This is a genomic window from Effusibacillus lacus, assembly GCF_002335525.1.
GTDB classification, from domain to species: Bacteria; Bacillota; Bacilli; order Tumebacillales; family Effusibacillaceae; genus Effusibacillus; species Effusibacillus lacus.
The window spans coordinates 1-24,210 of record NZ_BDUF01000068.1; the positions used below are offsets into that span (position 1 = coordinate 1).

The following is a 24,210-nucleotide window of genomic DNA, read 5'->3' on the forward strand; positions in this document are numbered from 1 at the left end:
TTAGGCTATTGTCGGTAATGTATATGAGGTTGGGGCGACAGCCAATGTGACGAAGTTTCGGTATTTTGCCGTCAAAGAGTTTGGCGGTAAACAGAATAAAGCACCCATCATTAGGAAATCATTCTCCTGAAAAACATTTAGGAGGTCTTGTCTTATGCCTTTAATTCCTTATGAACCCTTCCGTCACCTTGAAAACATGAGAAGGGAGTTAGACCGTTTCTTTGCCACTGATTTTCCTGCTTTAAGGACAGGCTTTGGTCAGAATCTCGGCACACCAAGTATTGATATTTATGAAACGGAAAATGAACTTGTAGCAACGTGCGATATTCCGGGAGTAGAAAAGAAAGAAGACATACTTATTGATATCGATAACAACATTCTTTCCGTTAGCGGAACCATTAACAGACTAAATGAAATCAAGGAAGAAAACATGCATAGACAAGAACGGTTTGTAGGGCGCTTTCATCGTTCCGTGACGCTGCCGACCCGTGTTTCATCAGAAGGTGTTAAAGCCTCTTACAAGAATGGAGTTCTTGAAATTCGTATGCCAAAATTAACAGGTGAGAATAAGAAAAGAATTGATGTTGACTTTCATTAAAAATGACAAGATTAATTGTTGTAAGACCAATCAACGACCGATTGGTCTATTTTTAATGATTTTGTGAAGATAACTGCCCTTTCGCAAAAAGGCTTTCCGATGACAGCCGATTTGTTTTGTGTTCCACACCACATCGTTGATCCCCGTTCAAAAATATTTGATACTCTCCGGATTTTGCAAGAAAAGGGGAACTGTAGATTACTTTGAAGGAAAAAAGCGGTCAATCTAAAAACATTGATTTAACAGATGGGTCCTGTTTATTTGTCTATTGTCACCCAACCTGCACCTTGTCGAAAAATATACCAAAATAATCAGAAGGAAATATGGGTGTAATATCTAAATAGAGTAGGAGACAGATTATTGATTCCGGCGGGGCTACAAAAATCTCTACAAAGGAGGGAATCTATGTCCACAGTCCTGACCTTGGATTGGGTCGAGTACGTCATTGATATGGCCGTCCGTATGGAGGCAAGCGACATTCATATAGAGCCCACGGGGCGAGAGTTTGAAGTGCGGTTCCGGATTGACGGAGATCTGCAGCGGCCTCCCCAGTTGCCGTCCTGTGACATCAGTTCGGTGCAACGAATCAAAGTGCTGGCCGAGATGGACATTGCGGAAAGAAGACTCCCCCAGGACGGCAGTTTTCAGGTACAGACCCAAGAAGGAACTTTAGACATACGGGTCTCGACACTTCCTACGGTGGAAGGGGAGAAAGTCGTCATGCGCCTCCATCGGCACTCCCAACTGCTGCAGCAACTGGAGCAATTGAGGATGGGGGAAGGGATGCTCCTGCAATTCCAAAGCTTGTTAAGTCAACTTCGAGGCATGATCATCGCTACCGGGCCAACCGGTTCCGGCAAATCCACCACGTTGCTCGCAGCCCTCCGCTATCTCCATTCCCGCCATCTTAACATTGTGACACTGGAAGACCCTGTGGAAAGCCGGATTCCCGGTGTTCATCAGGTTCAGATCAACGAGCGGGCAGGCCTGACCTTTGCCAGAGGATTGCGCTCCATTCTAAGACAGGATCCGGATGTGATCATGGTGGGGGAAATCCGGGACGGGGAAACAGCCGGAATTGCTGTACGGGCTGCGCTAACGGGTCACCTGGTTCTTACCACATTGCATACGGACACAGCCGAAGGGGCCTTGATTCGTCTTGTGGATTTGGGAGTCGAGAGATATCTGGCGGCTGCCGCCGTGAAGGGTGTCCTTGCCCAAAGACTTGTCAGATGCACCGACGGAGGACGGAGAGGGGTTTTTGACCTGCTGCCGGTCACATCAGAAGTTCAGGAGTGGCTGCTAAACGGCTCACACTCTACCCAAAAGCCTGTGATCTTGAAGCAACGGGTCATGCAGAACACTCTCCGGAATTTAATCTTGCAAGGTGAAGTACAAGCGGATGAATACAAGAAACTGTTTGGGGGTGATGTGCAGTGTTCCACATCCGCAGCAGATGGAGAAGCGACCGCAAACTCGCCCGATTTTGTTCACGAATGGGCGGACTCCTGCGGAGCGGCCTTACCCTCCATGCGAGCTTGAGCCTTCTGTATCAGCAGGCACCCAAACGGGAGGCGATGACATTAAGGGTTCTGATCGAAGGAGTTGAATCAGGTCAATCTCTGTCAAAGCTGTTCCTGCAGGAAAAATTTCATCCCATGGTTCCGGCCCTGGCGTTGGTGGGGGAGGAAAGCGGCAATCTGGTCCGTGCTTTCACCCGTTTAGGAGAACATTTCCAAAACCGCTTTGCCTGGAAGCAGAAAGTGATCGGCTCTCTGATCTACCCGGCGGTGGTGGCAGTTGTAATGGTTATTGTCACACTACTTGTCCTCTACGGTATTCTCCCCCGATTTGAAACCATGTATCTCAACCTCGGATTTGCCCTTCCCAAAGAAACGGAGAGGCTGTTTTCCTTTACCTCGATGCTTCGCCAAACACTCCCGTGGTTCTTTCTTGGTTTTGTGCTTCTGTGTTTACTCCCCTTTACCATGAAGCGAATGATAATGTCGCGCTTCCCCCAATTGGGAGCCGCGGTGTTTGCCATACCCGGAATCAAACGGGTCTGGCGATTGTGGCTGTCCTACCGTCTGGCCGATACCATCGCCATCCTTGCGGCAAGCGGGGCGCCACTACTGCATGCACTCGATACATGTGAACGAACGGCCCATTTTTCATTGGAGCGAAAAGTAGTCCGTTCCATCATCGAACGAATCCTGTCCGGATCTACGTTGACCGATGCTCTGCGCTCCCAATACTGGATTGATCCGATGCTGGTTCATTCCGTTCAGGCGGCGGAAGCAAGCGGGGATCTCAGCGGCGTTTGCCAATTTGCGGCCAAAGAATTTGAAGCCGATCTGCAGCGGATTGTGCAGCGCCTCGTGCAGCTGGTGGAACCGGCGATCATCCTGGGGCTGGGCATTCTGGTCGGATTTGTCGTACTTGCCGTAGTCATGCCCATGATGCAGATGGTGCAATCGATCTAGAATCGGATTTCTGCAATCCGGTCTTTCAGTGTATTGGCGGAACGCCTCAACATTTCAATTTCGCTGTCGGCCAGGGACAGTTTCATCACTTGTCTTACCCCGGTTCTGTCTACCACGCAAGGAACGCCCAGATACACATCGGAAATCCCGTGATAATCCTCCAGCAGCGTCGATACGGTCAAAACGGAAGATTCATTATGCAGAATGGCGGCACAGATCCGGTCCAGGGCCAGGGCAATTGCGTAGTAGGTGGCTCCTTTTGCCTGAATGATTTGGTAGGCCGCATCCCGGGTATTCGCGAAGATCTCCTGTTTGTCTTCCTCCGGCAGTTCAAGACTTGTGCCCGCAATGTTCGTCAGGCTCCAGACGGGGAGTTCCGTATCGCCGTGCTCACCGATGATATGGCCGTGAATGCTTCGCGGATCTATCCGCAATTTTTCCCCGATCAGATACCGGAACCGTGCACTATCCAGGAGTGTGCCGGATCCGATGACCCGGTGCGGCGGAAAACCCGATTTTTTCCAGGAAAAATACGCTATGATGTCTACCGGATTGGTTGCTACAAGCAAAATTGAGTTTTGGTTGTATTTCAGCACATTTTCGATGATGTTCTCAAATATCTCCACATTGCGTTTCAGAAGATCGAGCCGGGTTTCTCCGGGTCTTTGCGCTGCGCCTGCCGCAATGATGATGATGTCTGCGTCTGCGCAATCCGGATAGTCGCCCGCCCACACTTTGACCCCTCCGACAAAAGGCAGTCCATGGTTCATGTCGAGTGCATCCCCCAGCGCCTTATTCCGGTTTGCATCGATCAGGACAAGCTCAGTGGCCCGGTGGCGCAACAAAAGGGTGTAAGCGGTGGTGGATCCGACGGCCCCTGCCCCGATAACTGCTATGCGTGTTGCTTTGAATTGTTGATTCATGCTCACCACTCCTTCCTTTTCAACATACTGCATTGATCAAAGATTTTCACCTGGGCTTCCCCGATGTTCCCGATTTATTCACAGAAAGGTGTGTTTGTATGGATTCCGTACAGTCCGAAAGAGGATTCACCCTCGTGGAATTGGTGATCTCTCTGTTTGTAATCTCTGTGATTATTGCCATTTCCATCCCGCATTTAAAGTCGGTAGGGGAGAAGGCGCAAACTACGGCATGCGAAGGCAACCAGAAGCTGATCCGTTCCCAGATGGAAAACTACTACCTGGCGGAACACTCATGGCCGGGCGGTCTGCAAGACCTGAAAAGCAAAAATTATCTGCAGACCATCCCCGTCTGCCCAAAAGGAGGGACCTACTCCCTGTCGGTGTCAAATGATGAAGCGGTCGTGTCCTGTTCAAAACATCCCGCGCAGCCTGCAGCGAAATAACGCGGGTTACAGCCTGCTGGAACTGCTTGTTGTTCTGTTCTGCCTGTCGGCTCTGTTGGGGATTGCCATGCCCGCGTATCGGCAGACGGTTGACTACTGGCACCTCAAATCTGCGGCAGATCAATTGGCAGCCCATTTAAAAGAATGCCAGTCACAGGCGGTGTTATCCGGCATACCCCAGTCCCTGCATATTGCGGGTGAGACCCAATATGAAATTAGGTCCGGGGCGGGGGTGAAACTTAAGGTGAAGCTTCCAAAAGGGATTCGCTTGTCCGGAAATTTGGCGCTCAATCGCAACTTTATAGAGTTTAATGGCAAGGGACACCCGGCCGGGGGAGGATCCTTGGTGCTTGAAAATTCACACGGCAAGAAATTCCGGATCACCGTTCAATTGCATACTGGTCAAATTCAATTGAAGGAGGGGACGGATGAACAGGATTCATAGGATTCAGAAGGTATCCGGCAAGGCAGGGGGATTCTCTCTGCTGGAGTCTGTTACGGCCATTTTTGTGTTGACCGTTGGTTTGGCAGCGGCCGTACCCATTACCATCTCCGTGCAAAGCAAAGAGAGGCTTGCTGCCGGTATGATGCAGGCGTCCGAGCTGGCTATAAATGAACTGGAACGAGCTCTCGCAGACAAAATGCGAGAAGGTGTCTGGACGGTTTCAGACAACGGAAAGCAATACTCGGTTCAAGTTCGCAGCACCCCCGACAAGGCAGGCAGCCGCGTGGAGGTGCAAGTATCCTTTAACGAAAGGGGCAACCAGCATGCGGTATCCTATGAAGCGTTGCTGCCCGGGTTCAGATGATTCTCAACGCGGAATGACGCTGATCGAGATGCTTGTAGGAGTAGTGGTTTTGTCCCTGCTTATATTGACCGTAACCGGTTGGTTCCACCTATGGAACCAGACCGCAGGTCTTGTGGAAAACAGTGTCCGTGCCCGGGTTCAGACGGAAACCGCCCTGCGAATCCTGCGGGAAGATTTTCGGAATGCAACGGAAGTATTGACCACCGGCAGCGAACTGGTCTTTCGCAATGGGGAGCGGGAACGAATCCGGTATTCGATGTCAGAACACGGAAACTTGATCCGGTCTCTTGAGGGAAGAGGGGCTTCGGTGGCAGCCACGAACATTGTGAATTGGCATGTGGAAAGATATGGCCATGAAGGCGTTCTGGTCACCTTTCGTCTGGAACGTTCGGGGCGCCAATGGGAGAAGAAGGTTGTATTGGCAAGGAGAGGATTGTATGAAGAATGAACGGGGAAGCGCATTGCCTTTGACCTCCGTCTTGCTGCTGGCGGGGATGATTGTGCTGGGGGGGCTGTTCGGCTTGGTTGAGACCGACTACCGTACCACCTTGGCTCATATTCAAGCGACGAAAGTTCATTACATATCGGAAGCGGGCATCTACCGGGCGATTGCCAAACTGGAGGAAGATCCTGTCTGGCGGGAGGGATTTAAGTCTGTATGGTTTGGTGAGGGAAGCTTTTCGGTCCGCGTGGAAACCGAGGAGAAGAGAAGCGGTGCATCTTCCACCCCCACGCCGGGCGCTGTCGAGACGGAGAAGCCCCCTGTACCCCGATATGTCAAGATTCGTTCGGAAGGGCACATCCCCCCGCATGCGCGTAAAACTATCCTGGCCGTCTACGACACAGAACAAAGGAAACTTGCCAGATGGACGGAATAATATGATAGGATGTGGGGAAGAGGTGGACAGGATGAACATTTATTTGATCGGTTTTATGGGGACCGGAAAGACCACAGTCGGCATGGCGCTGGCTGCTCGAACAGGCTGGACATTCATTGACATGGATCAGGAAATTGCCAGACGGGAGGGTCGTGCGATTCCGGACATATTTGCCCAATCCGGTGAGGCCTATTTTCGGGAAATGGAATCTGATTTGTTGAAAGAATTGACGAGTCTTGACCGATTGCTTGTAACAACGGGCGGCGGCGTGGTTCTCCGCCCTGAAAACCGCGATTTAATGAAGCAAACAGGTTTTATCGTCTCGCTTTCTGCCGATAAAGAGAGTATCAAGAGGCGGGTGTCAAACCAGACAGGAAGACCCCTGCTGTCTGGCGGCGAATTGGATCAGAAAATTGACCGGTTGCTGGAAGAGCGAAAAGGGCTATACGAGGACGCCGACATACAAATTGACACATCAGCCCGAGATGTGTCCGACATCGTTGATGAAATTCTCGCTCATCCCTTGTTTCCTGCTCGTTGACGCCATTCGACAAACCCGATACACTTATCGTAGTTTCAAAGAGTAGAAAGCGAGGCTTACCTATATGTGTGGAATTTGCGGCATGGTGACCAAGGACGGGCGGCCTGCTGATCAAACGGTATTGGAACGGATGACCGACATGATTGTGCACCGCGGGCCGGACGACACCGGGGTGCATTTTGACCGGAACGTGGGTCTGGGGTTCCGGCGGCTGTCGATCATTGACCTTGAGACCGGACACCAACCGATGTCCAACGAGGACGGCTCAGTCTGGATCGTATTTAACGGAGAAATATACAATTATAAAGAAATACGCCGCGAATTGCATGCACGCGGCCATAAGTTTGCCACGGAGTCGGATACGGAAGTCATTGTTCATCTTTACGAGGAGAAAGGTCCTGACTGCGTAAAGGAACTCCGGGGAATGTTCGGGTTTGCCATCTGGGATTCCAACAAAAATCTGCTGCTGGTTGCCCGTGATCATTTCGGGATTAAACCGATTTATTATACGGAAACGGCAGACACCATCGCTTTCGGGTCGGAAATCAAAAGCCTGCTGGCAGTACCGGGCGTTCAGAGAGAGGTGAACCTGGAATCTTTCTGGAACTATCTGACGTTCCAGTACGCGCCGGACCCTCTTACCATGTTCAAGGGGATTCACAAACTTCCGGCCGCCCATTACATGATCGTCAAAGACGGCAAAATATCCCTTCAGCGCTATTGGGAAGTGAGCTTTGAGGAAGGGGACAAACCGCTTTCCTATTACATCGAAGGCACCCGGGACATTCTGCGCAATTCGGTTAAGGCACACATGAATTCCGATGTGCCCCGCGGCGCATTCCTCTCAAGCGGTGTCGATTCCAGCACGATTGTTGCCCTGCTCAAGGAACTGGAGCAGGTTAAGACTTTCACAGTAGGCTTTGAAGGGGCCGGCGGACAAAGTGAGATTGAATATGCCAGGGAAACAGCACGAATTCTTGGCACCGAACACCGTGACACGGTGATCAGCGCCAAAGAATACCTCGATGTACTCCCGAAACTGATGCACTACCAGGACGAACCGGTGGCCGACCCCGCTGCCATCGCCCTGTATTTCGTATCGGAATTGGCCTCGCAGTATATCACGGTCGTTCTCTCCGGTGAGGGTGCTGATGAAGTGTTCGGCGGCTATACCATCTACCGTGAACCCTTGTCGCTGCGAATGTTTGATTATCTGCCGCCTTCCATGCGAAGATCCCTCGGTGACTTCGCGAAATTCCTGCCGGAAGGAATGAAAGGCCGTTCCTTCATGATGCGCGGTTCGAAAACGGTACAGGAACGGTTTGTAGGAAACGCCTTTATCTTTGATGAAGAGATGAAAGAGCAGTTTGTCCATTACAATCCTGACCAGTTGGGATTGCGACGTCCGATGGACATTACCGGCGCTTACTATGACCGGATCAAACATTATGATGATGTGACGAAAATGCAGTTCCTTGATTTCCACACCTGGTTGACCGGCGACATTCTGATGAAGGCGGACAAGATGACCATGGCCAACTCTTTGGAATTACGCGTTCCGTTTCTGGACAAGGAAGTATTCGAGTTTGCCTCCAAGATTCCAATGAAATACCGGATGATGAACGGCACCACCAAATATGTCCTGCGGGAAGCGGTGAAGGACATCCTGCCGAAGGAAGTGGCGGAACGTCCGAAGCTCGGCTTCCCGGTACCCACACGGAAGTGGCTGAAAAACGAATTCTACGGATGGGCAAAGGATCTGATCGATGCAAGCCCGGTGGAACACTTGATTAACAAGAAGTTTGTGCTTCAACTGCTGGAAGACCACAAAAACAACGTACGCGACAACTCCCGCAAGATATGGACCGTCATGATCTTCATGCTTTGGCATCAGGTATACGTGGAACAGTCGGTTCGCATTTCGAGTGAAGTAAGTCCCAATGTGCAACTGCGCCGAACCAGAGGCAAGCAGTTGGTGGGGGCAACCGAATAGAACAATGGGGTTGTCCCACCAATGGGACAGCCCCTTTTTTTGGGTATAAGTTTTCATTTTTAAAAGACTAGCGCAAAAGTTTTCAAAAATGAATATTCTCCTGCTGAATTTTTGTTATTATCAGTTTACAGGCGGAGGTTTTGTAGTCACTGTTGATCAGGCGATTCAGGCCAGGCGGGAACAGAAAAAAGAATTATGCAATTGACTGAAAAGTTGCGATGAAAAGGAAGAGATCCGCATGCAAACCATACAAACGTTTTTCACAGATTTTGTTGTTGTTGAAAACCCAATCAGGGTTAAGGAAGCCCTGGCCATAGTCCGAAAAAATCAGGCACGTTTGTTGGTTTTGCAAAAAGGCGAACAGCCAATTGGAATTTGCGACAGCCATTCTGTTGTTTTGCAGACCGACCGCATGTCTGAACCGGTGGTATTCAGCACGGAATTCAAAATCATCAACCAAAACCGGATGTTGTGTGAAGCCGATCTCGCGTTTCCCTATGTACTGATCCAAAATGAGGACAAGCGGATTGTCGGCTGGTTAGACAACGCGGCTGTTGAAATCCAGTGTCTAAAAGAAAATTATTCCCAGGATTTGCGGGATCTTACCACGGATCTGGAAGCGATCGTTGATTCCATTTATGATGAGATTCTGGTTGTGGATGCGAGAGGAAACATCCTACGGGTTTCAAACCGAAGCGCCAATAATATGTGGGGGGTAAACCTTTCCACCGTCATCGGCCAGAATATGTTAGAGCTGGAGGAAAGAGGCTGGTTTAAGCCTTCCGTCACTCGAATGGTGATCGAGCAAAAAAAGAAAATCTCGGTGATCCAGGAAAACAGGTTCGGCCAAAAGATCCTTGCAGTGGGTAACCCGATTTTTAACCGAAAAAAACAATTGGAGCGAATTGTGATTGCTTCCCGGGATATAACGGAGGTAACGAAACTCGAACATGAATTGAGACAAGAACGAAAGCTTACTGAAAAGTATCGCAAAGAAATCGACTCGCTGCGCAAACTCCATAAGATTGACGAAAAAACAATCATTTTTCAGTCGAACCGGATGCAAGAACTGATGTCGGAAGTAGAACGAGTCGCAGGTGTAGAATCAACAGTGACTTTATATGGAGAATCCGGAGTTGGCAAGGAACTGATCGCTCATGCGATTCATCATCTGAGTGCACGGGCAGATCGGCCATTTGTAAAAATTAATTGCGGTTCCATTCCGGAAAACTTATTGGAGAGCGAATTGTTCGGCTATGAAAAGGGGGCGTTTACCGGCGCGCTCTCTGAAGGAAAAAAAGGATTTTTCGAACTTGCGGATAACGGGACTCTGTTTCTGGATGAGGTCGCCGAATTGCCCTTGAATTTACAAGTCAAACTGCTGCGAGCGATTCAGGAGCGGGAAATCATGAAGGTGGGGGGCAGCCGTCCGGTTCCGATCAATGTACGAATCATTACGGCTACGAATAAAAATCTGGAGGAAATGGTCTGGAAGGGAACGTTCCGTGAGGATCTTTTTTATCGTCTGCATGTGATACCTCTGTATGTTCCCGCCCTGCGCGAAAGAATCGAAGATATTGAATCGTTGGTCTATTACTTTTTGGATTTTTTTAACCGTAAATTTTCATCCAAAAAACATTTTTCCGAAGACGCCTTAGAGTTGTTAAAGGCTTATCATTGGCCGGGAAACGTAAGACAATTACAAAATGTGATTGAGCGAGCGATGGTGGTGACGGCAAGCCAATTGATCACAGCCAATGAACTGAACAAGATTTTGGGAAACCGCAATACCGGCATGCCTCCGGTTCAGGTAAATACAATTATCCCGCTCCAGCACGCTGTTGAACTGACAGAACAGCAGTTAATTCAAATGGCTCTCTCGCAATACAAAACCATAACCAAAGTGGCTGAAGTTTTGGAAGTAAGTCAACCTACCATCAGTCGGCGTTATCAAAAATTGTTTACTCAAGTCGGGAATAAGAGCTGAATATCTCGGGATTAAACTTATTGGATCTTTGGTCATTAATGTGGCCAAGGACTTTTTTATTCAAATATGAATGTAATCATTCAAATTTGAATAACTGAAAATGTCACCTTCAAGTTTTTTTCTGAAACACCAGGCTCAAGAAAGTTGGCATAAAAATTGCTAAGCTATTAGGACGTAAAAAGAATGCATTACTTTTTTCATTTTGGAGGGATTTGATCATGCAAAGCACAACAAAAAAATTCATTCAACTGAATACGCCGATACCAGGTCCGAAAGCAAAAGAATTATTGAAACTCAAAGAGAAAAATGTTCCGCGCGGTCCATTCAATACGGTGCCTACATTTGCCGTGAAAGGTGAAGGGGCATTGCTGACAGATGTGGACGGCAATACGTTTATTGATTTTGCCGGCGCGATCGGCACTCTGAACGCCGGGCATTGTCCTCACAAAGTGGTGGAAGCGTTGAAGGAACAACTGGACAAGTATATTCATCCGTGCTTTCATGTGATGATGTATGAACCGTATGTAAAATTGGCGGAAACACTGAATACCATTACACCGGGTTCGTACGAGAAGAAAACATTTTTCCTGAACAGCGGAGCGGAAGCTGTCGAAAATGCGGTCAAGATTGCCCGCAAATATACAGGCAGAAAATCAATTATCTCCTTTGAGAGAGGATTTCACGGCCGGACTCTGCTTGCTATGTCACTGACAAGCAAGGTGAAGCCGTATAAATTCGGTTTTGGCCCGTTTGCTCCCGATACCTATAAGATGGCCTATCCGTATTACTATCGCAGACCCGAAGGAATGACCCCTGAACAGTTGGATCAGGAAATTCTCCGTCGGTTGGAAGATTTCTTCCTGTCGGAAGTTCCTGCGGAAGAAGTCGCAGCGATTATCATGGAGCCGGTTCAGGGAGAAGGCGGTTTTATTGTTCCGTCGAAAACATTCGTTCAGGGAGTAAAACGAATCTGCGAAAAATATGGCATTCTGTTTATTGCAGATGAGGTGCAAACCGGATTCGGACGCACAGGAAAAATGTTTGCCATGGAGTACTTTGATGTGATTCCGGATTTGATGACAATGTCAAAATCGATTGCAGCAGGTCTGCCGATCAGTGCGGTCACCGGTCGTGCCGAGATTATGGACACTCCTGCTCCGGGAGAAATCGGCGGAACTTACGGCGGAAGCCCGCTTGGCTGCGTAGCCGCGTTGAAGGTTATCGAAATGATGGAAGAAGACAGGCTGCTTGAACGGTCCAACGTGATCGGGGAAAAAATATTTTCCCGCTTTAAACAGCTGCAGCAGAAGTACGAATCAGTCGGCGACGTTCGCGGATTGGGGGCGATGTGTGCGATTGAAGTGGTAAAAGACCCGGTGACAAAAGAACCGGACAAAGAATTGACAGGCCGGATTATTCAAGAATGCAACCGCCGCGGAGTGATTGTGATGGGGGCCGGATTATATGGAAATGTGATTCGCATCCTGTCTCCACTGGTAATTTCCGACGAACAACTGGAAGAAGGGCTGGATGTGCTCGAGAGCGTTTTTGCCGATATCGTGAAGCACTGAAATCGATGGATTGGGAAAGGAACAATTCTATGAAGAAACAATTATTTATTAACGGGGAATGGATCAACTCCCAAAACTATACCACTCTTGTATCTCCTTACACAGGCGAACCGATTACAGAAATTCCGGCTGCAACAGCAGAGGAAGTGGATCGGGCAATCGAAGCCGCCTATCAGGCGAGAGGTATTATGGCCAAAATGCCTGCGCATCAGCGCGCGAACATATTGGAAAATCTCTGCCGGTTGTTGGAACAGCGGTCGGACGAAGCTGCAAGAATCATTGCGCTTGAAGCTGCGAAGCCGATTACAACCGCAAAAGCGGAAGTGGCTCGCACAATACAAACGTACAAGTTTGCGGCTGAGGAAGCCAAGCGGATTCATGGGGAAACGCTGCCGCTTGATGCAGCACCCGGTGGAGAAGGGCGTGTTGCCTATACAGTACGGGAACCGATTGGTGTAGTCGGTGCAATCACGCCGTTTAACTTCCCAATGAACCTGGTAGCCCACAAGCTCGGACCGGCAATCGCATCCGGGAATACGATCGTGTTAAAGCCGGCTACCCAAACCCCGCTTTCCGCCTTCTTTGTGGCGGAACTTCTGCAAGAAGCCGGGCTGCCGGCAGGTGCTCTCAACGTGGTTACAGGCAGCGGCGGAGTTGTCGGCGACAGGATTGTAACAGATGAAAGAGTGTCGAAAATTACCTTCACGGGAAGTCCTGCGGTTGGGATCGGAATCCGCAACAAAGCGGGATTGAAACGTGTGACCTTGGAGCTGGGCTCCAATGCTGCCGTAATTGTAGACAAAGGGGTAAACATTGACAAAATCATATCCCGTTGTGTAACTGGTGCTTTTGCTTTCCAGGGACAAGTGTGCATCTCATTGCAGCGTGCCTATGTGCATGAAGAGATTTATGACGAGTTCGTGGAGAAGTTCGTTGCAGCAACCGAAAGACTTAAAGCGGGTGATCCGCTTGATCCTGCCACAGACGTGTCTGCCCTGATTACACCCGGGGATGTGCAGCGTTCGCTCGATTGGATTGCGGAAGCAAAACAGAATGGGGCAAAAGTTGCAACGGGTGGTACTGCACAGGGGAACATTCTGCTGCCGACTGTACTGTTGGATGTGGACCCTGCTGTTAAAGTTTCCTGTCAGGAAGTATTTGCCCCGATCGTCCTGATCAATAAGGTCAAAACTGTCGATGAAGCGATCGAACAGGTGAATGATTCACGTTACGGATTGCAGGCCGGGATCTATACCGAGAATGTTCATACCGCCTTTGATGCGGCGGAAAGGCTTCATGTCGGAGGGGTTATGATCAACGACATACCGACATTCCGGGTAGATCACATGCCGTATGGAGGAGTCAAGGAAAGCGGATTTGGCCGTGAAGGCTTGAAATATGCGATTGAAGAAATGACAGAGTTGAAGCTTGTGGTGTTCAACAGGAATTAGCCGAATCTGTCAAGCTGCTGCAGGGGTCGCAAGACCCCTGTTACTCTTGGTTGATAAAGTTCAAACCGTATTTTTTTATGCGGCGCATCAACAGGGATTGGGTCACGCCAAGTGCCTGAGCCGTTTTTCTTGTGCTCTTATGCTGCATGTAAGCCTTTTCGATTATTTTCATTTCGATCCGTTCCATCATTTCGGTTAACGTTTCCCCGACCAACATATTTATGGAAGCATTCTCTCGGTCGTTTTGAGCCCGTACATTTTCCGGCAGATCAGACATGGAAATTTCAGTTTTGTTCGCGGTAATGACGAGACGTTCCACGAGATTCTCCAACTCCCGGATATTGCCCGGCCAGTCGTACTGCTGCAGAAGATCGAGAACTTCAGGTGAAAATTTGCGGTTTTGCCTATGCTCCCGGTTGAATTTTTTCAGATAGAAAAATAATAGCGGGAAAATATCTTCCCTGCGCTCCTTTAACGGGGGGACGTGAATCGGCAGGATATTCAGGCGAAAGTACAGATCGGATCGAAATCTTCCCTCTCTTGACATGGCTGCAAGATCCTGATTGGTAGCGGCAATGATTCGCACGTCCGCCATGTGTACCCGAGTATCCCCAACGGGCATGAAAGTCTTATCCTGAATCAGCTGCAAAAGCTTCGATTGGACATGCAGCGGCAATTCACCAATTTCATCGAGAAAGAGAGTCCCCTGGTCGGCCATCTTGACAAGCCCGATTTTTCCGCTGGAATTTGCGCCTGTAAAAGCCCCTTTTGTATAGCCGAACAATTCCGATTCAATCAAAGATTCCGGAATTGCACTGCAATTGATATGGACAAAAGGTTTTTCATAACGTTCACTTAACTGGTGTATTCTCTTGGCAATTACGTTCTTGCCCACTCCAGTTTCACCGGTAATAAGCACCGTCGTGCTAACGGCGGCAACCTTGTCGATTAAATCCTGCAGGGCAAGGAACGTTCTGCTTTTTCCGATTACGGGGCGATGCTCCAAATGATCGTTTTGCTTAAGCTTAATGTTGCGAATTTCTTGACCGTAACGTCTCAGCAAAGCTTCCGTTTCTTCAAGCTGTGAAGTTGTGCGAACCGCTTCTGTTATATCCCGGGAATGGGCCAGAATCAGTTCGATTTTTTCCTGTTCGTTTCGAATCAGATGTCCGGTTACCAAATATTTGCGTCCATTTTTCATTACTTGAACGGTACTGATGGTTTTTCCCGCTTCCAAGACCATTCTTGTAATGGAAGGGTTATAAGCACCTTCCGCTTCCAATTGCCGCACATTGCGCCCGATTAACTCCGACTTTGGCTTGCCAATGATATTCTCGCTTGATTTGTTAACCCATAGCGTGTTTCCTTCTCCGTCGGATATATAGATCCCGTCAGACAATGCATTCAGTAAATCTTCGAAATTCTTCGGTGTAAGTTGTGTCATTTCACGCAGCATCAGCGGGGTAACTCCTTTCAAATCAAATCAAATCAGTTCGTTGATAATTTAAAATATATCAAATATTCGAGAGTAATTGAATTGTTTTCGAATCAAAAATAATAAAAATACCCAGCAGTTCGGCCTGCAATGATTCCGGATTTTCGAGATAGAATCGAAATCGATTCGGTTTGAGTTGCATTCGATTCGAAAATGTTATTCGGAATCGAACAAACAGTCTGTTTTTATGGAAAATACCGATTATTTGCTGGTTTTCCTACTCAAATTGTGTTGGCATGGACTTTGCTAGTAAATTCATGCAGATCAAGCAGGGAGGTATAGAAATGTTTAGAAAAAAATTTACGGGGGTTGCAGTAGCTTCGTTATTCTTGATGGGTTCGCTGCTCAGCGGTTGCGGCAGTCAACAAACCGGGAGCGGCGGTAAGGCAGACAGTGTGACGATAGGGGCGATTTTCCCGCTTACCGGAGGATCTGCCTATCAGGGAAAAAGTTTCAAACAGGCGATTGAACTGGCACAGGAAGAAATCAACGCCAAGGGCGGAATCAACGGGTTAAAACTCAATATTTTGTTTGAGGATGACAAAGGAGTTCCGGCCGAAGGCGTAAACGCAGCGCAAAAATTGATTACCCAAAATAAGGTGTCCGCCATTCTTGGCAACTTCAACTCATCCGTTACCCTTGCCGTCCGTGCTGTCACAGAACGTGAAAAAGTCGTTCAATTGACACCGGGTTCAACGGCTGACAGTATTACGGAACCGGGTCACAAGTATATGTTCCGCAATTTGATGCCCAACAGTTTTCAGGGACCTGAATTGGCTAAATATGCCACGAAAAAGCTGAATCTGAAAAAAGTAGCAATTATCGCGGAAAATACCGATTACGGCCGTTCGGGAGCCGAACAGTATAAAAAGACAACCGAATCGTTGGGCGGGAAAATACTCGCGGTGGAGTATTACAACCAGGGAGACAAAGACTTCTACGCACAGCTGACAAAACTCAAGAATCTCAATCCGGAAGGCGTATTTATTGCCGGTCTGATCACCGAAGGAGCCCAAATCCTCAAACAGGCGCGCGATTTGGGGATTAAAACCCAATGGCTGGGACTCGGCGGATTCACCAATGACAAGTTTTTCGAACTTTCGGAAGGCGCTGCTGAAGGAATGATTCATGTCAGCTACTTTGAGCCGGAAGCCTATCAATATTTCCCGCAGTCCAAGGAATTCGTTGAAAACTATAAGAAAAAATACGGCGTAGGCCCGGACATGTATGCCGCCAACAGTTATGAAGCGGTCTATATCCTTGCTGAAGCGATCAAAACCGCCGGTGGCGGGGATCGGGAAAAAATCCGCGAGGCAATGAGCAAAATCAAAGATCTTCCCGGTGTATGCGGCCCCACAACCTTTGATCAAAACGGACAGGCAGCAAAGGGACTCCTGTTTGTGAAAATTCAGGGCGGAAAACGGGTTCCCATCGGATCAGAAAAGGACAGCAAATAGTGTCGAAACGAAACACCTGTTTTAAAGGTGAAATCCCTCAGTCGGGAACTCTGGGGGATTCACCTTTATTTTGAAAGGAGTTTTAGCATGATAGAGTTCTTGCAGCAGACCGTGAACGGCTTTGTCATAGGAAGCAGTTATGTATTGATTGCTTTGGGACTCACCCTGATTTTTGGAATGCTTGACATGATTAACTTTGCCCATGGGGAACTGTTGATGGTCGGCGCATTCATCGCTGTTGGCCTGGCCAGCGGTTTAGGGCTTCCCTACTTGCTGGCCATACCTTTGGCGATGCTGATTGTTGGTGTACTGGGTGTTGTTATGGAACGGTTGGCATTCAAACCGTTAAGGAATTCGGATCGCGTCAATCTGATGGTCAGTTCGCTCGGTGTATCGATTATTTTGCAAAATGCGGTTCAACTGATCTGGGGACCGGATCCGAGAAACCTGCAATCACCGTTTACCAACATGCAAATCCATCTTGGCGGGATGGTGTTAAACGGGCAGCGTCTGTTTGTGGTTTTTGTCGCCGCCCTGCTGATTGGCGTTTTGTATTATGTCATCCAGAAAACAAAAATTGGAATAGCGATGAGAGCCTGTGCTTTTGATATGGAAACGGCAAAACTGATGGGAATCAAGGCAAACAGGATCATCATCATGACATTTGCGATTGGAGCCGGACTTGCCGCTTCGGCCGGTACGCTGCTGGCGCCGATTTTCAGTGTGTACCCGACTATGGGTGTAATGGCTACGATGAAAGCATTCGTGGTTGTTTTGCTTGGAGGAATCGGAAATGTCACGGGTGCTATCGCCGGGGGTTTAATTCTCGGGCTGGTGGAAACTTATGCGGCAGGTTACTGGTCGTCGGAATATAAGGACGTGATCAGTTTCGTGATCATGATTTTGGTGCTTCTGTTCAAGCCCGCGGGTTTGTTCGGAAAACACGTACAGGAGAAGGTGTAAATGAACAAAAAACTTCTGGCAGGGCTTTGCTTACTGTTTTTTGTTGCGTTTCCGATTGTCTTTCCCGATGATTATTTCATTCACATTCTGGTCATGGGCGGGATCAATGTCGTACTTGTGTTAAGCCTGAATCTGATATCCGGTTTTGCCGGTCAAGTTTCCTTGGGGCATGCCGCCTTTTTTGGGATTGGTGCCTATGCGTCCGCCATTTTATCAATGAACGGGATTCCGGTGTGGGTGGCATTTGTATTGGCGGCAGTAATTTCTGCCGTATCCGGTTTTTTGATCGGGTATCCGGTTCTCCGTTTGCGCGGCCACTTTTTTGCAATTGCCACATTGGGATTTGGTGAAATCGTCCATCTTTTGATCAACAACTGGGTGGATGTCACCCGCGGGCCGATGGGCTTAAGCGGGATCCCAAAGCCGGAAGCGATCTTCGGATTGGATTTCAGTTCCAAAACGCACTACTATTTTCTGATTTTAGCTTTTACCGTTAGCGCGATTTACTTTTCAACCCGAATCCAGCAGTCCAAGATGGGGCGGGCTCTTGTATCCATCCGCACGGATGAGATTACGGCAAGCGCGATGGGGGTAAATGTCGCCTACTATAAAATATTGGCATTTACTTTCAGTTCCGCGATTGCCGGAATTGCCGGCGCCTATTATGCCCATTTTGTGCTCTTTTTGAGTCCGGAGACGTTCAAATTGGCCATGTCGATTAACGTATTGCTGATGCTGCTGATTGGGGGCATGGGAAGTATTTTGGGATCCGTACTGGGAGGACTGTTTATTACGATCGTATCGGAATATTTACGTACATTTGCCCAATATCAGATGCTGATTTACGGTGTTCTGATTGTTATGGTTGTCATATTTGCACCAAAAGGACTTAGCGGTGTACTGGAGAAAGTCAGCGGATTTCTGCGAAAAACGGTTTTCCAAAAATCCCAAATGAAAGGGGGGTACAGCGCCCATGAGCCAACCCATTCTGCGGACTGACGATTTGACTATCAAATTTGGCGGGATTACCGCGGTGGATCGCGTATCCATCCATATCAAACAGGGTCAGATATTTGGGTTAATCGGCCCGAACGGGGCAGGAAAAACAACCATGTTCAATCTGCTCACCGGAATTTATAAACCGACTGCAGGCAAGATCTATTTCAAAGGCAAGGATATCACTTCGCTGAAAACACATGAAATTGTTTCACTCGGAATTTCCAGAACGTTCCAAAACATTCGCCTTCTCAAAGGTCACACTGTGTTTCAGAACGTATTATTGGCCACCCATCACAAATTAAGATACAGCTTCGTTGATGCACTGTTCATGCTGATGAAATTTCGCCAATCTGAACAGCAAGCGGAGAAATTGGTGAACGATTTGATGAGCAAATACAATCTTTCTGGACTGCGGGATGAGATTGCCAGCGATTTGCCGCAGGGGTTGCAGCGCAAGGTGGAGATCGTTCGTGCTTTGGCAACCGGAGCGGAGCTGATTTTTCTCGATGAACCGGCTGCCGGCCTCAATCCGGCGGAAACCGCCGAATTAATGCAGTTGATCCGACAATTGCGCGATGAAGGCAACACCATTTTCCTGATTGAACACGACATGAAACTTGTAAAAGGCATCTGCGACGAGATTGCTGTGCTTCATTTCGGCCAGTTGCTGGATCAGGGCACCTATGAAAAAGTCACCGGCAATCAGCAAGTTGTGCAGGCCTATTTGGGCAGGAGGTATAAGAATGCTCAAAGTTGAGAACTTGCAAGTGAATTACGGAAATGTGAATGCGCTTAAGGGAGTTTCACTCCATATTGAACAAGGAGAGGTTGTGACTTTAATCGGTTCAAACGGAGCCGGAAAATCCACGTTGTTGAAGACCATTTCCGGACTAATTCGGCCGAAAAGCGGATCGATCACGTTTCAAGGCGAAGATATCACCAGACTGTCGCCCGATGTAATTGTGGCGCGCGGGATTGCCCATGTGCCGGAAGGACGACGGATTTTTACCAACATGACTGTAATGGAAAACCTGAAGATCGGTGCCTATCAGCGAAGGGATAAGGATCAGTTGAAAGCGGACTATGAAGAAGTGTTTTCGTTGTTCCCCATTTTAAGGGATCGGGCAGAACAGATGGCCGGCACACTGTCGGGGGGAGAACAGCAAATGTTGGCATTAAGCCGAGCTTTGTTATCGAAACCCAAACTTCTCCTGCTGGATGAACCTTCTCTGGGACTGGCGCCGGTCATGGTGGATACGGTTTTTGATGTAATCGATCAAGTTCGAAAGAGCGGAATCACGATTCTGCTGGTTGAACAAAATGCCCACCTGGCTTTGGAATCGTCAAAACGGGCTTATGTTTTGGAAACGGGCGAGATCAAACTGTCGGGCGACTCACAGGCTCTTATGGAGGACAGCCGGATCGTGGAAGCTTATCTCGGGTAATCGACCCAGAAAGAAGGGAACAGGATGCGAGTAAAAGTGGCGGTTGCACAGATGGATCCCGTTTTGGGTGGCATCGCGCAAAATCTGAAAAAAACAATAGGATTTATCAACACGGCAGCGGCCGAAGGGGCAAAACTTGTCGTTTTTCCCGAGTGTTCCCTGACGGGATACTGTTTCAATAATGAAGAAGAAATAAAAAACAATGCCCTGACGGTCGGAGACGAATGGACGAGGGAACTGACGGAAACGGCGCGACAGGCGAATGTCTACACCATCGTGGGATTTCTTGAATCTTTTGCAGGCAAAACCTATAACTCGTCTCTGGTAATAGGACCAAACGGCATAGCCGGGACCTACCGGAAAGCGCATTTGCCCAGTTTGGGGCTGGATAATTTTGTATCACCGGGAAGCGATGAGTTTTCGCTCGTAGAAACATCGATAGGAAAGCTGGGAGTCCTCATTTGTTACGATATACGTTTCCCTGAACAGGCACGGATCCTGGCGCTGCAGGGTGCGGATATTCTCGTGCACATTACAAATTTGCCGTTAACGGCATCATCCCAGGTGGATTATTTGCTGCCGGCACGTGCGATTGAAAATCGGGTCTATGTAGTATCTTCTGACCGTGTCGGAGAGGAGCGGGGTTTTCGTTTTCTCGGCAGAAGCAGCATTTTCGGTGTGAATGGCGAAACGTTGGCACAAGCGAACGAAACGGATGAGACGGTCATTTATGCGGAACTGGATTTACAAGTACCGAGACAGAAGAAAGTTTTCTATCCGGCAATGGAAGGAAAACCGGTTGATCACGTAAATGACCTGACCGGTTCTCGCCGGCCCGAACTTTATTCCCCGTTAATCAAGCTGTAAAAAGCCGGATTGGCAATCGATAGACAGGGGTTGATCTTAAGATGAAGCAATCGTTACTTACAGTCAATCTTTCCCGAATAAAGGAAATGCTTGATGTCAGTTCCAGCATCGGAACGCTTCCGCAGGGCGGGTTGTGCAGACTGGCGCTGAGCGACGAAGACAAGCAAATGCGGGATATTTTTATCAAGTGGTTACAAGATTTGAATCTGCAAGTACGGGTGGATGATTTCGGGAACATTTACGGCCGACGGGAAGGAAAGGACAAGGACGCACCGGCTGTTGTAGTCGGCTCCCACCTTGATACCCAGCCGCAAGGTGGCCGTTTTGACGGGATTCTCGGCGTCTTGTCCGCGCTTGAAGTAATTCGTGTGTTAAACGACTGTGACATTGAAACGAAGCGACCGATTGAGATTGTAAACTTCACAAACGAAGAAGGGGCACGCTTTGAACCGCCCATGTTGGGATCCGGCGGAGTTGCCGGGGTTTTCGACAAGGATTTTATTCTCAATCTGAAGGATTCTAGCGGAAAACGGTTTGGGGATGAACTGCAAAGAATCGGATATGCCGGTTCTGAAGAAAACCGTATTAAAGACATGTACGGGTATGTCGAACTGCATATTGAGCAGGGACCCGTACTGGAACGGGAAAATATCTCGATTGCCGCGGTAGAGGGAATCCAGGGAATCACCTGGCTGGAGGTAAGGTTGACGGGGCAAGCCGATCACGCTGGACCGACACCGATGTCGATGCGGAAAGACGCTTTGGTGGCGGCAGCAAAGATGATCGTCGCGGTTCAGCAAATTGCCAAGGACATCGACGATACTGCAACAACGACCGTCGGACGGCTCTCAGTGGCACCGGGTGCAGTGAATTGCGTTCCAGGCGAAGTGGTTTTTACAATTGATATTCGCCATTTTAACGATATTGTCCGGGAACGGGCCGTAGAGTCAGTTCTTGAAAAAATCAGCACGATTGCAGCCGTTGAAGGAGTCGGCATCGAAGTCAGCAAACTGTGGGAGATCCCGGCTACCGCTTTTTCGCAGCACATTGTCAAACATGTGATAAAAGGGGCCGAAATGTCGGGTTACAGTGTTAGAAACATGGTAAGCGGAGCGGGACACGATGCCAAATATATGAACCACATCGTTCCGTCTGCAATGATTTTTGTTCCGAGTGTCGGCGGCAAAAGCCATTGTCCGGAAGAACTGACCTTGTGGGAAGACATCGAAAAGGGAGCCAATGTGCTGCTGTATGTTGTCCACGAACTGGCACAGGAATGAGCCCGAAACTGAACCGCTGAAAGGAGAAACACGAATGATTACCCAAAAGAGTGACATTCTCGAAAAGGTGCTCAATAAGATTGAGGAACTCTGGGACGACGAAGTTGCTTTTCTTCAGAAAATCGGGAGTTATCCAAGCACATTGGGCAATGAGGCGGCTCTGCAAAATTTTATTGCCAGCTACTTTACCGAAGAAATGCAGCTTCAAACTGACAAATTTGTTCCGGACGTAAAAAGGATTTCCCGGCTCCCCGGATATTCTCCCGTTGAGTGGTCCTATGCGGGCAGACCGGTAGTGGTGGGACAATGGAAAACAAACGGTCCGAAAATCGGAAAAAGCTTAATCCTGCAGGGACACATTGACGTAGTCAGTCCTGAACCCGTATCGCTGTGGAATTACAATCCTTGGGGTTCCACAATTGTAGGGGACAGAATGTATGGCCGCGGCCTGCAAGACATGAAATCGGGAACCTCCGCCATGATCTTTGCCGTAAAAGCGATCAAAGAGGCCGGGATTGAACTTGGTGCGGATGTACTGCTGCAAACGGTGATTGAGGAAGAATGTACCGGAAACGGGGCGCTCGCTGCACTTGACAGGGGGTATGTCGCGGATGGAGCGTTGATTCCGGAACCGTTTGGTCCTACAGCTCTGAAAGCGCAAGTGGGAGTGATTTGGGTCAGAGTTCGGGTCACCGGTTTGGGTGCTCATGTGGAACGGGCTGATCGGGCAGTCAACGCAATCGAAAAGGCATACATTCTGATCAATGCCCTTGGCGAGTATCGGAAGTATATCAACAGCCGGCCAAAGCATCCGGCTTTTAAAGATATTAACCATCCGTTGAATGTAAACGTTGGTAAAATCCATGCAGGTGATTGGCCGTCGAATGTACCTGCAGAATGTGTGTTTGAAGCCAGGATCGGTTTCTATCCGGATCAGGATCCGCAGCAGATCAAAGATGAAGTGAAAGCGTGGCTGCTTGAAGCGGCAAAAGAAGATGAGTGGCTGCATGAGGTGGAACCGGAAATTACTTTCTACGGGTTCCACGCGGAAGGTGTTTCACTTGACGAAGACATGGAAATATTTGATGCTTTGAAGAATGCCCATAAGACGACTACAGGCGAAGAGCTGCAGTATTTTGTATCGACATGCACAACGGACATTCGTTTCTACAATTTGTACTACGGTATTCCTGCGACCTGTTACGGCCCCGTTGGCGGAAGTATGCACGGTGCGGACGAATGGGTGAATCTGCCGAGTGTCAAAGCGGTAACCAAAACCTATGCAGCGTTTATTTTGGATTGGTGCGGGATAAGGAACTGAAAACGAGCGTGAGTACTATAAACCGGACTTGCACACGAGTGTGAGTCCGGTTTTTTGGATACCTCATTTTCGTCATTTGTAAATGGGTCGAACCGCTCAATCGAGTAAAACTTCAAGAAAAAATTGAGGAAGCCAAGCAAGACAAGTACGTGCAAACCGAAACGAACCTCACGAGGGCGCCAGAAAACGAAATTGCGGCATAAATCAGACGCACAGAGATAAAAGGAAGACCGGTAAACAGCAACACTCAAGGCTATACCGGTCTCCTTGTGATTTTCAATCAAATAAACAATTGGAGCGGATTGTCATTGCTTCCCGCGACAATCACGGAGGTCACGAAGCTTGAGCGTGAACTCTAGCAGGCCAGACAGTAACGGAAAAATACCGCAAGGAAATCAACACCTTGTGTCGGCATCAGCAGGTAGGGGAAAAAGCGATTATTAATCAGTCCAATGGCAAGAAAGAGCTGACGGCGGAAGTCGAACGGGTGGCTCGTGTGGAATCTACCGTTACTATCTATGGGGAATCGGGAGTAGGCAAAGAGCTGATCGCTCATGCGATTCATCATTTCAGTCCAAGGGCCGATCAGCCTTTTGTGAAAATCAATTACGGTTCGATTCTGCAAAATTTTGGGAGAATGGCGTGTTGCCTATACAGTATGGGAACTGACTGGTGTAGTCGGTGCAATCAAGCCGATTAACTTCCC

The 24,210-nt window shown here is 48.6% G+C and carries 24 protein-coding genes; 22 read left to right on the plus strand and 2 right to left on the minus strand.

Translation table 11 applies throughout. The annotated features are described in order from the left end of the window. The first annotated feature begins 154 nt into the window (after positions 1 to 154). From EFBL_RS13205 to EFBL_RS13215, 3 genes are all read left to right on the plus strand, one after another. Positions 155 to 598 (plus strand): Hsp20/alpha crystallin family protein, encoded by a 444-nt coding sequence (locus EFBL_RS13205; protein WP_096182586.1) that lies wholly within the window; start codon positions 155 to 157, stop codon positions 596 to 598. 405 nt (positions 599 to 1,003) lie between these two features. After that, complete coding sequence (locus EFBL_RS13210; RefSeq protein ID WP_096182587.1) at positions 1,004 to 2,140, plus strand: GspE/PulE family protein; 1,137 nt, start codon at positions 1,004 to 1,006, stop codon at positions 2,138 to 2,140. Beyond that, on the plus strand, positions 2,095 to 3,081 hold the full coding sequence (locus tag EFBL_RS13215) for a type II secretion system F family protein (protein WP_096182588.1): 987 nt from the start codon (positions 2,095 to 2,097) through the stop codon (positions 3,079 to 3,081). Before EFBL_RS13210 ends, EFBL_RS13215 begins: the two co-directional genes overlap by 46 nt. Here EFBL_RS13215 and EFBL_RS13220 read toward each other — a convergent pair. After that, complete coding sequence (locus EFBL_RS13220; RefSeq protein WP_096182660.1) at positions 3,078 to 4,004, minus strand: L-lactate dehydrogenase; 927 nt, start codon at positions 4,002 to 4,004, stop codon at positions 3,078 to 3,080. The genes EFBL_RS13215 and EFBL_RS13220 overlap by 4 nt on opposite strands. Before the next feature lie 98 nt (positions 4,005 to 4,102). On the opposite strand from EFBL_RS13220, the gene EFBL_RS13225 reads away from it, so the two are divergent. From EFBL_RS13225 to EFBL_RS13265, 10 genes are all read left to right on the plus strand, one after another. After that, positions 4,103 to 4,447, plus strand: a complete 345-nt coding sequence (locus tag EFBL_RS13225) for a competence type IV pilus major pilin ComGC (RefSeq protein WP_096182589.1) — start codon at positions 4,103 to 4,105, stop codon at positions 4,445 to 4,447. After that, positions 4,395 to 4,892 (plus strand): prepilin-type N-terminal cleavage/methylation domain-containing protein, encoded by a 498-nt coding sequence (locus tag EFBL_RS13230; protein ID WP_165912644.1) that lies wholly within the window; start codon positions 4,395 to 4,397, stop codon positions 4,890 to 4,892. The genes EFBL_RS13225 and EFBL_RS13230 overlap by 53 nt, the downstream gene beginning before the upstream one ends. Beyond that, entirely contained in the window at positions 4,876 to 5,256 is a 381-nt protein-coding gene (locus EFBL_RS20615) for a type IV pilus modification PilV family protein (RefSeq protein WP_165912643.1), read from the plus strand. The genes EFBL_RS13230 and EFBL_RS20615 overlap by 17 nt, the downstream gene beginning before the upstream one ends. Continuing rightward, positions 5,216 to 5,704 carry a prepilin-type N-terminal cleavage/methylation domain-containing protein gene (locus EFBL_RS13235; protein ID WP_165912642.1) on the plus strand — a complete coding sequence of 163 codons (489 nt, stop codon included), beginning with the start codon at positions 5,216 to 5,218 and terminating at the stop codon, positions 5,702 to 5,704. The genes EFBL_RS20615 and EFBL_RS13235 overlap by 41 nt, the downstream gene beginning before the upstream one ends. Further along, positions 5,694 to 6,134 carry a hypothetical protein gene (locus EFBL_RS13240; protein ID WP_096182592.1) on the plus strand — a complete coding sequence of 147 codons (441 nt, stop codon included), beginning with the start codon at positions 5,694 to 5,696 and terminating at the stop codon, positions 6,132 to 6,134. The genes EFBL_RS13235 and EFBL_RS13240 overlap by 11 nt, the downstream gene beginning before the upstream one ends. 31 nt (positions 6,135 to 6,165) lie before the next feature. Further along, positions 6,166 to 6,675: a shikimate kinase gene (locus EFBL_RS13245; RefSeq protein WP_231705803.1), complete on the plus strand. Its 510-nt coding sequence runs from the start codon at positions 6,166 to 6,168 to the stop codon at positions 6,673 to 6,675. A 64-nt stretch (positions 6,676 to 6,739) separates the two neighbouring features. Next, positions 6,740 to 8,668 carry an asparagine synthase (glutamine-hydrolyzing) gene (asnB, locus tag EFBL_RS13250; RefSeq protein WP_096182593.1) on the plus strand — a complete coding sequence of 643 codons (1,929 nt, stop codon included), beginning with the start codon at positions 6,740 to 6,742 and terminating at the stop codon, positions 8,666 to 8,668. A 238-nt stretch (positions 8,669 to 8,906) separates the two neighbouring features. Further along, the gene (locus EFBL_RS13255) at positions 8,907 to 10,655 is read left to right on the plus strand and encodes a sigma-54 interaction domain-containing protein (protein WP_096182594.1); all 1,749 of its coding nucleotides are present in this window, start codon (positions 8,907 to 8,909) and stop codon (positions 10,653 to 10,655) included. Between the two features lie 218 nt (positions 10,656 to 10,873). Continuing rightward, entirely contained in the window at positions 10,874 to 12,226 is a 1,353-nt protein-coding gene (gene gabT / locus EFBL_RS13260; RefSeq protein WP_096182595.1) for a 4-aminobutyrate--2-oxoglutarate transaminase, read from the plus strand. A 29-nt stretch (positions 12,227 to 12,255) separates the two neighbouring features. Then, on the plus strand, positions 12,256 to 13,677 hold the full coding sequence (locus EFBL_RS13265) for an aldehyde dehydrogenase family protein (protein ID WP_305791376.1): 1,422 nt from the start codon (positions 12,256 to 12,258) through the stop codon (positions 13,675 to 13,677). Positions 13,678 to 13,717: 40 nt separating this feature from the next. Here the strand turns inward: EFBL_RS13265 and EFBL_RS13270 are convergent, their stop codons facing one another. Beyond that, positions 13,718 to 15,133: a sigma-54 interaction domain-containing protein gene (locus EFBL_RS13270; RefSeq protein ID WP_096182597.1), complete on the minus strand. Its 1,416-nt coding sequence runs from the start codon at positions 15,131 to 15,133 to the stop codon at positions 13,718 to 13,720. Between the two features lie 323 nt (positions 15,134 to 15,456). Here EFBL_RS13270 and EFBL_RS13275 point away from each other — a divergent pair, with 323 nt between their 5' ends. The 9 genes from EFBL_RS13275 to EFBL_RS21685 all read left to right on the plus strand — a co-directional run bounded on the left by EFBL_RS13275 (position 15,457) and on the right by EFBL_RS21685 (position 24,204). Continuing rightward, positions 15,457 to 16,629 (plus strand): ABC transporter substrate-binding protein, encoded by a 1,173-nt coding sequence (locus EFBL_RS13275; protein ID WP_165912641.1) that lies wholly within the window; start codon positions 15,457 to 15,459, stop codon positions 16,627 to 16,629. An 87-nt stretch (positions 16,630 to 16,716) separates the two neighbouring features. Then, complete coding sequence (locus tag EFBL_RS13280; RefSeq protein ID WP_096182599.1) at positions 16,717 to 17,592, plus strand: branched-chain amino acid ABC transporter permease; 876 nt, start codon at positions 16,717 to 16,719, stop codon at positions 17,590 to 17,592. Beyond that, positions 17,593 to 18,591, plus strand: a complete 999-nt coding sequence (locus EFBL_RS13285; protein WP_096182600.1) for a branched-chain amino acid ABC transporter permease — start codon at positions 17,593 to 17,595, stop codon at positions 18,589 to 18,591. Beyond that, on the plus strand, positions 18,566 to 19,348 hold the full coding sequence (locus EFBL_RS13290) for an ABC transporter ATP-binding protein (protein WP_096182601.1): 783 nt from the start codon (positions 18,566 to 18,568) through the stop codon (positions 19,346 to 19,348). The genes EFBL_RS13285 and EFBL_RS13290 overlap by 26 nt, the downstream gene beginning before the upstream one ends. Beyond that, entirely contained in the window at positions 19,335 to 20,036 is a 702-nt protein-coding gene (locus EFBL_RS13295) for an ABC transporter ATP-binding protein (protein ID WP_096182602.1), read from the plus strand. Before EFBL_RS13290 ends, EFBL_RS13295 begins: the two co-directional genes overlap by 14 nt. 24 nt (positions 20,037 to 20,060) lie before the next feature. Beyond that, positions 20,061 to 20,903, plus strand: coding sequence for a carbon-nitrogen hydrolase family protein (locus EFBL_RS13300; protein WP_096182603.1), 843 nt, complete (start codon positions 20,061 to 20,063; stop codon positions 20,901 to 20,903). A 41-nt stretch (positions 20,904 to 20,944) separates the two neighbouring features. Continuing rightward, positions 20,945 to 22,183, plus strand: a complete 1,239-nt coding sequence (locus EFBL_RS13305) for a Zn-dependent hydrolase (RefSeq protein ID WP_096182604.1) — start codon at positions 20,945 to 20,947, stop codon at positions 22,181 to 22,183. A 34-nt stretch (positions 22,184 to 22,217) separates the two neighbouring features. Continuing rightward, on the plus strand, positions 22,218 to 23,504 hold the full coding sequence (locus tag EFBL_RS13310; protein ID WP_096182605.1) for an ArgE/DapE family deacylase: 1,287 nt from the start codon (positions 22,218 to 22,220) through the stop codon (positions 23,502 to 23,504). 403 nt (positions 23,505 to 23,907) lie between these two features. Further along, positions 23,908 to 24,204, plus strand: coding sequence for a sigma 54-interacting transcriptional regulator (locus EFBL_RS21685; RefSeq protein WP_269432703.1), 297 nt, complete (start codon positions 23,908 to 23,910; stop codon positions 24,202 to 24,204). The last annotated feature ends 6 nt before the right edge of the window (positions 24,205 to 24,210 follow it).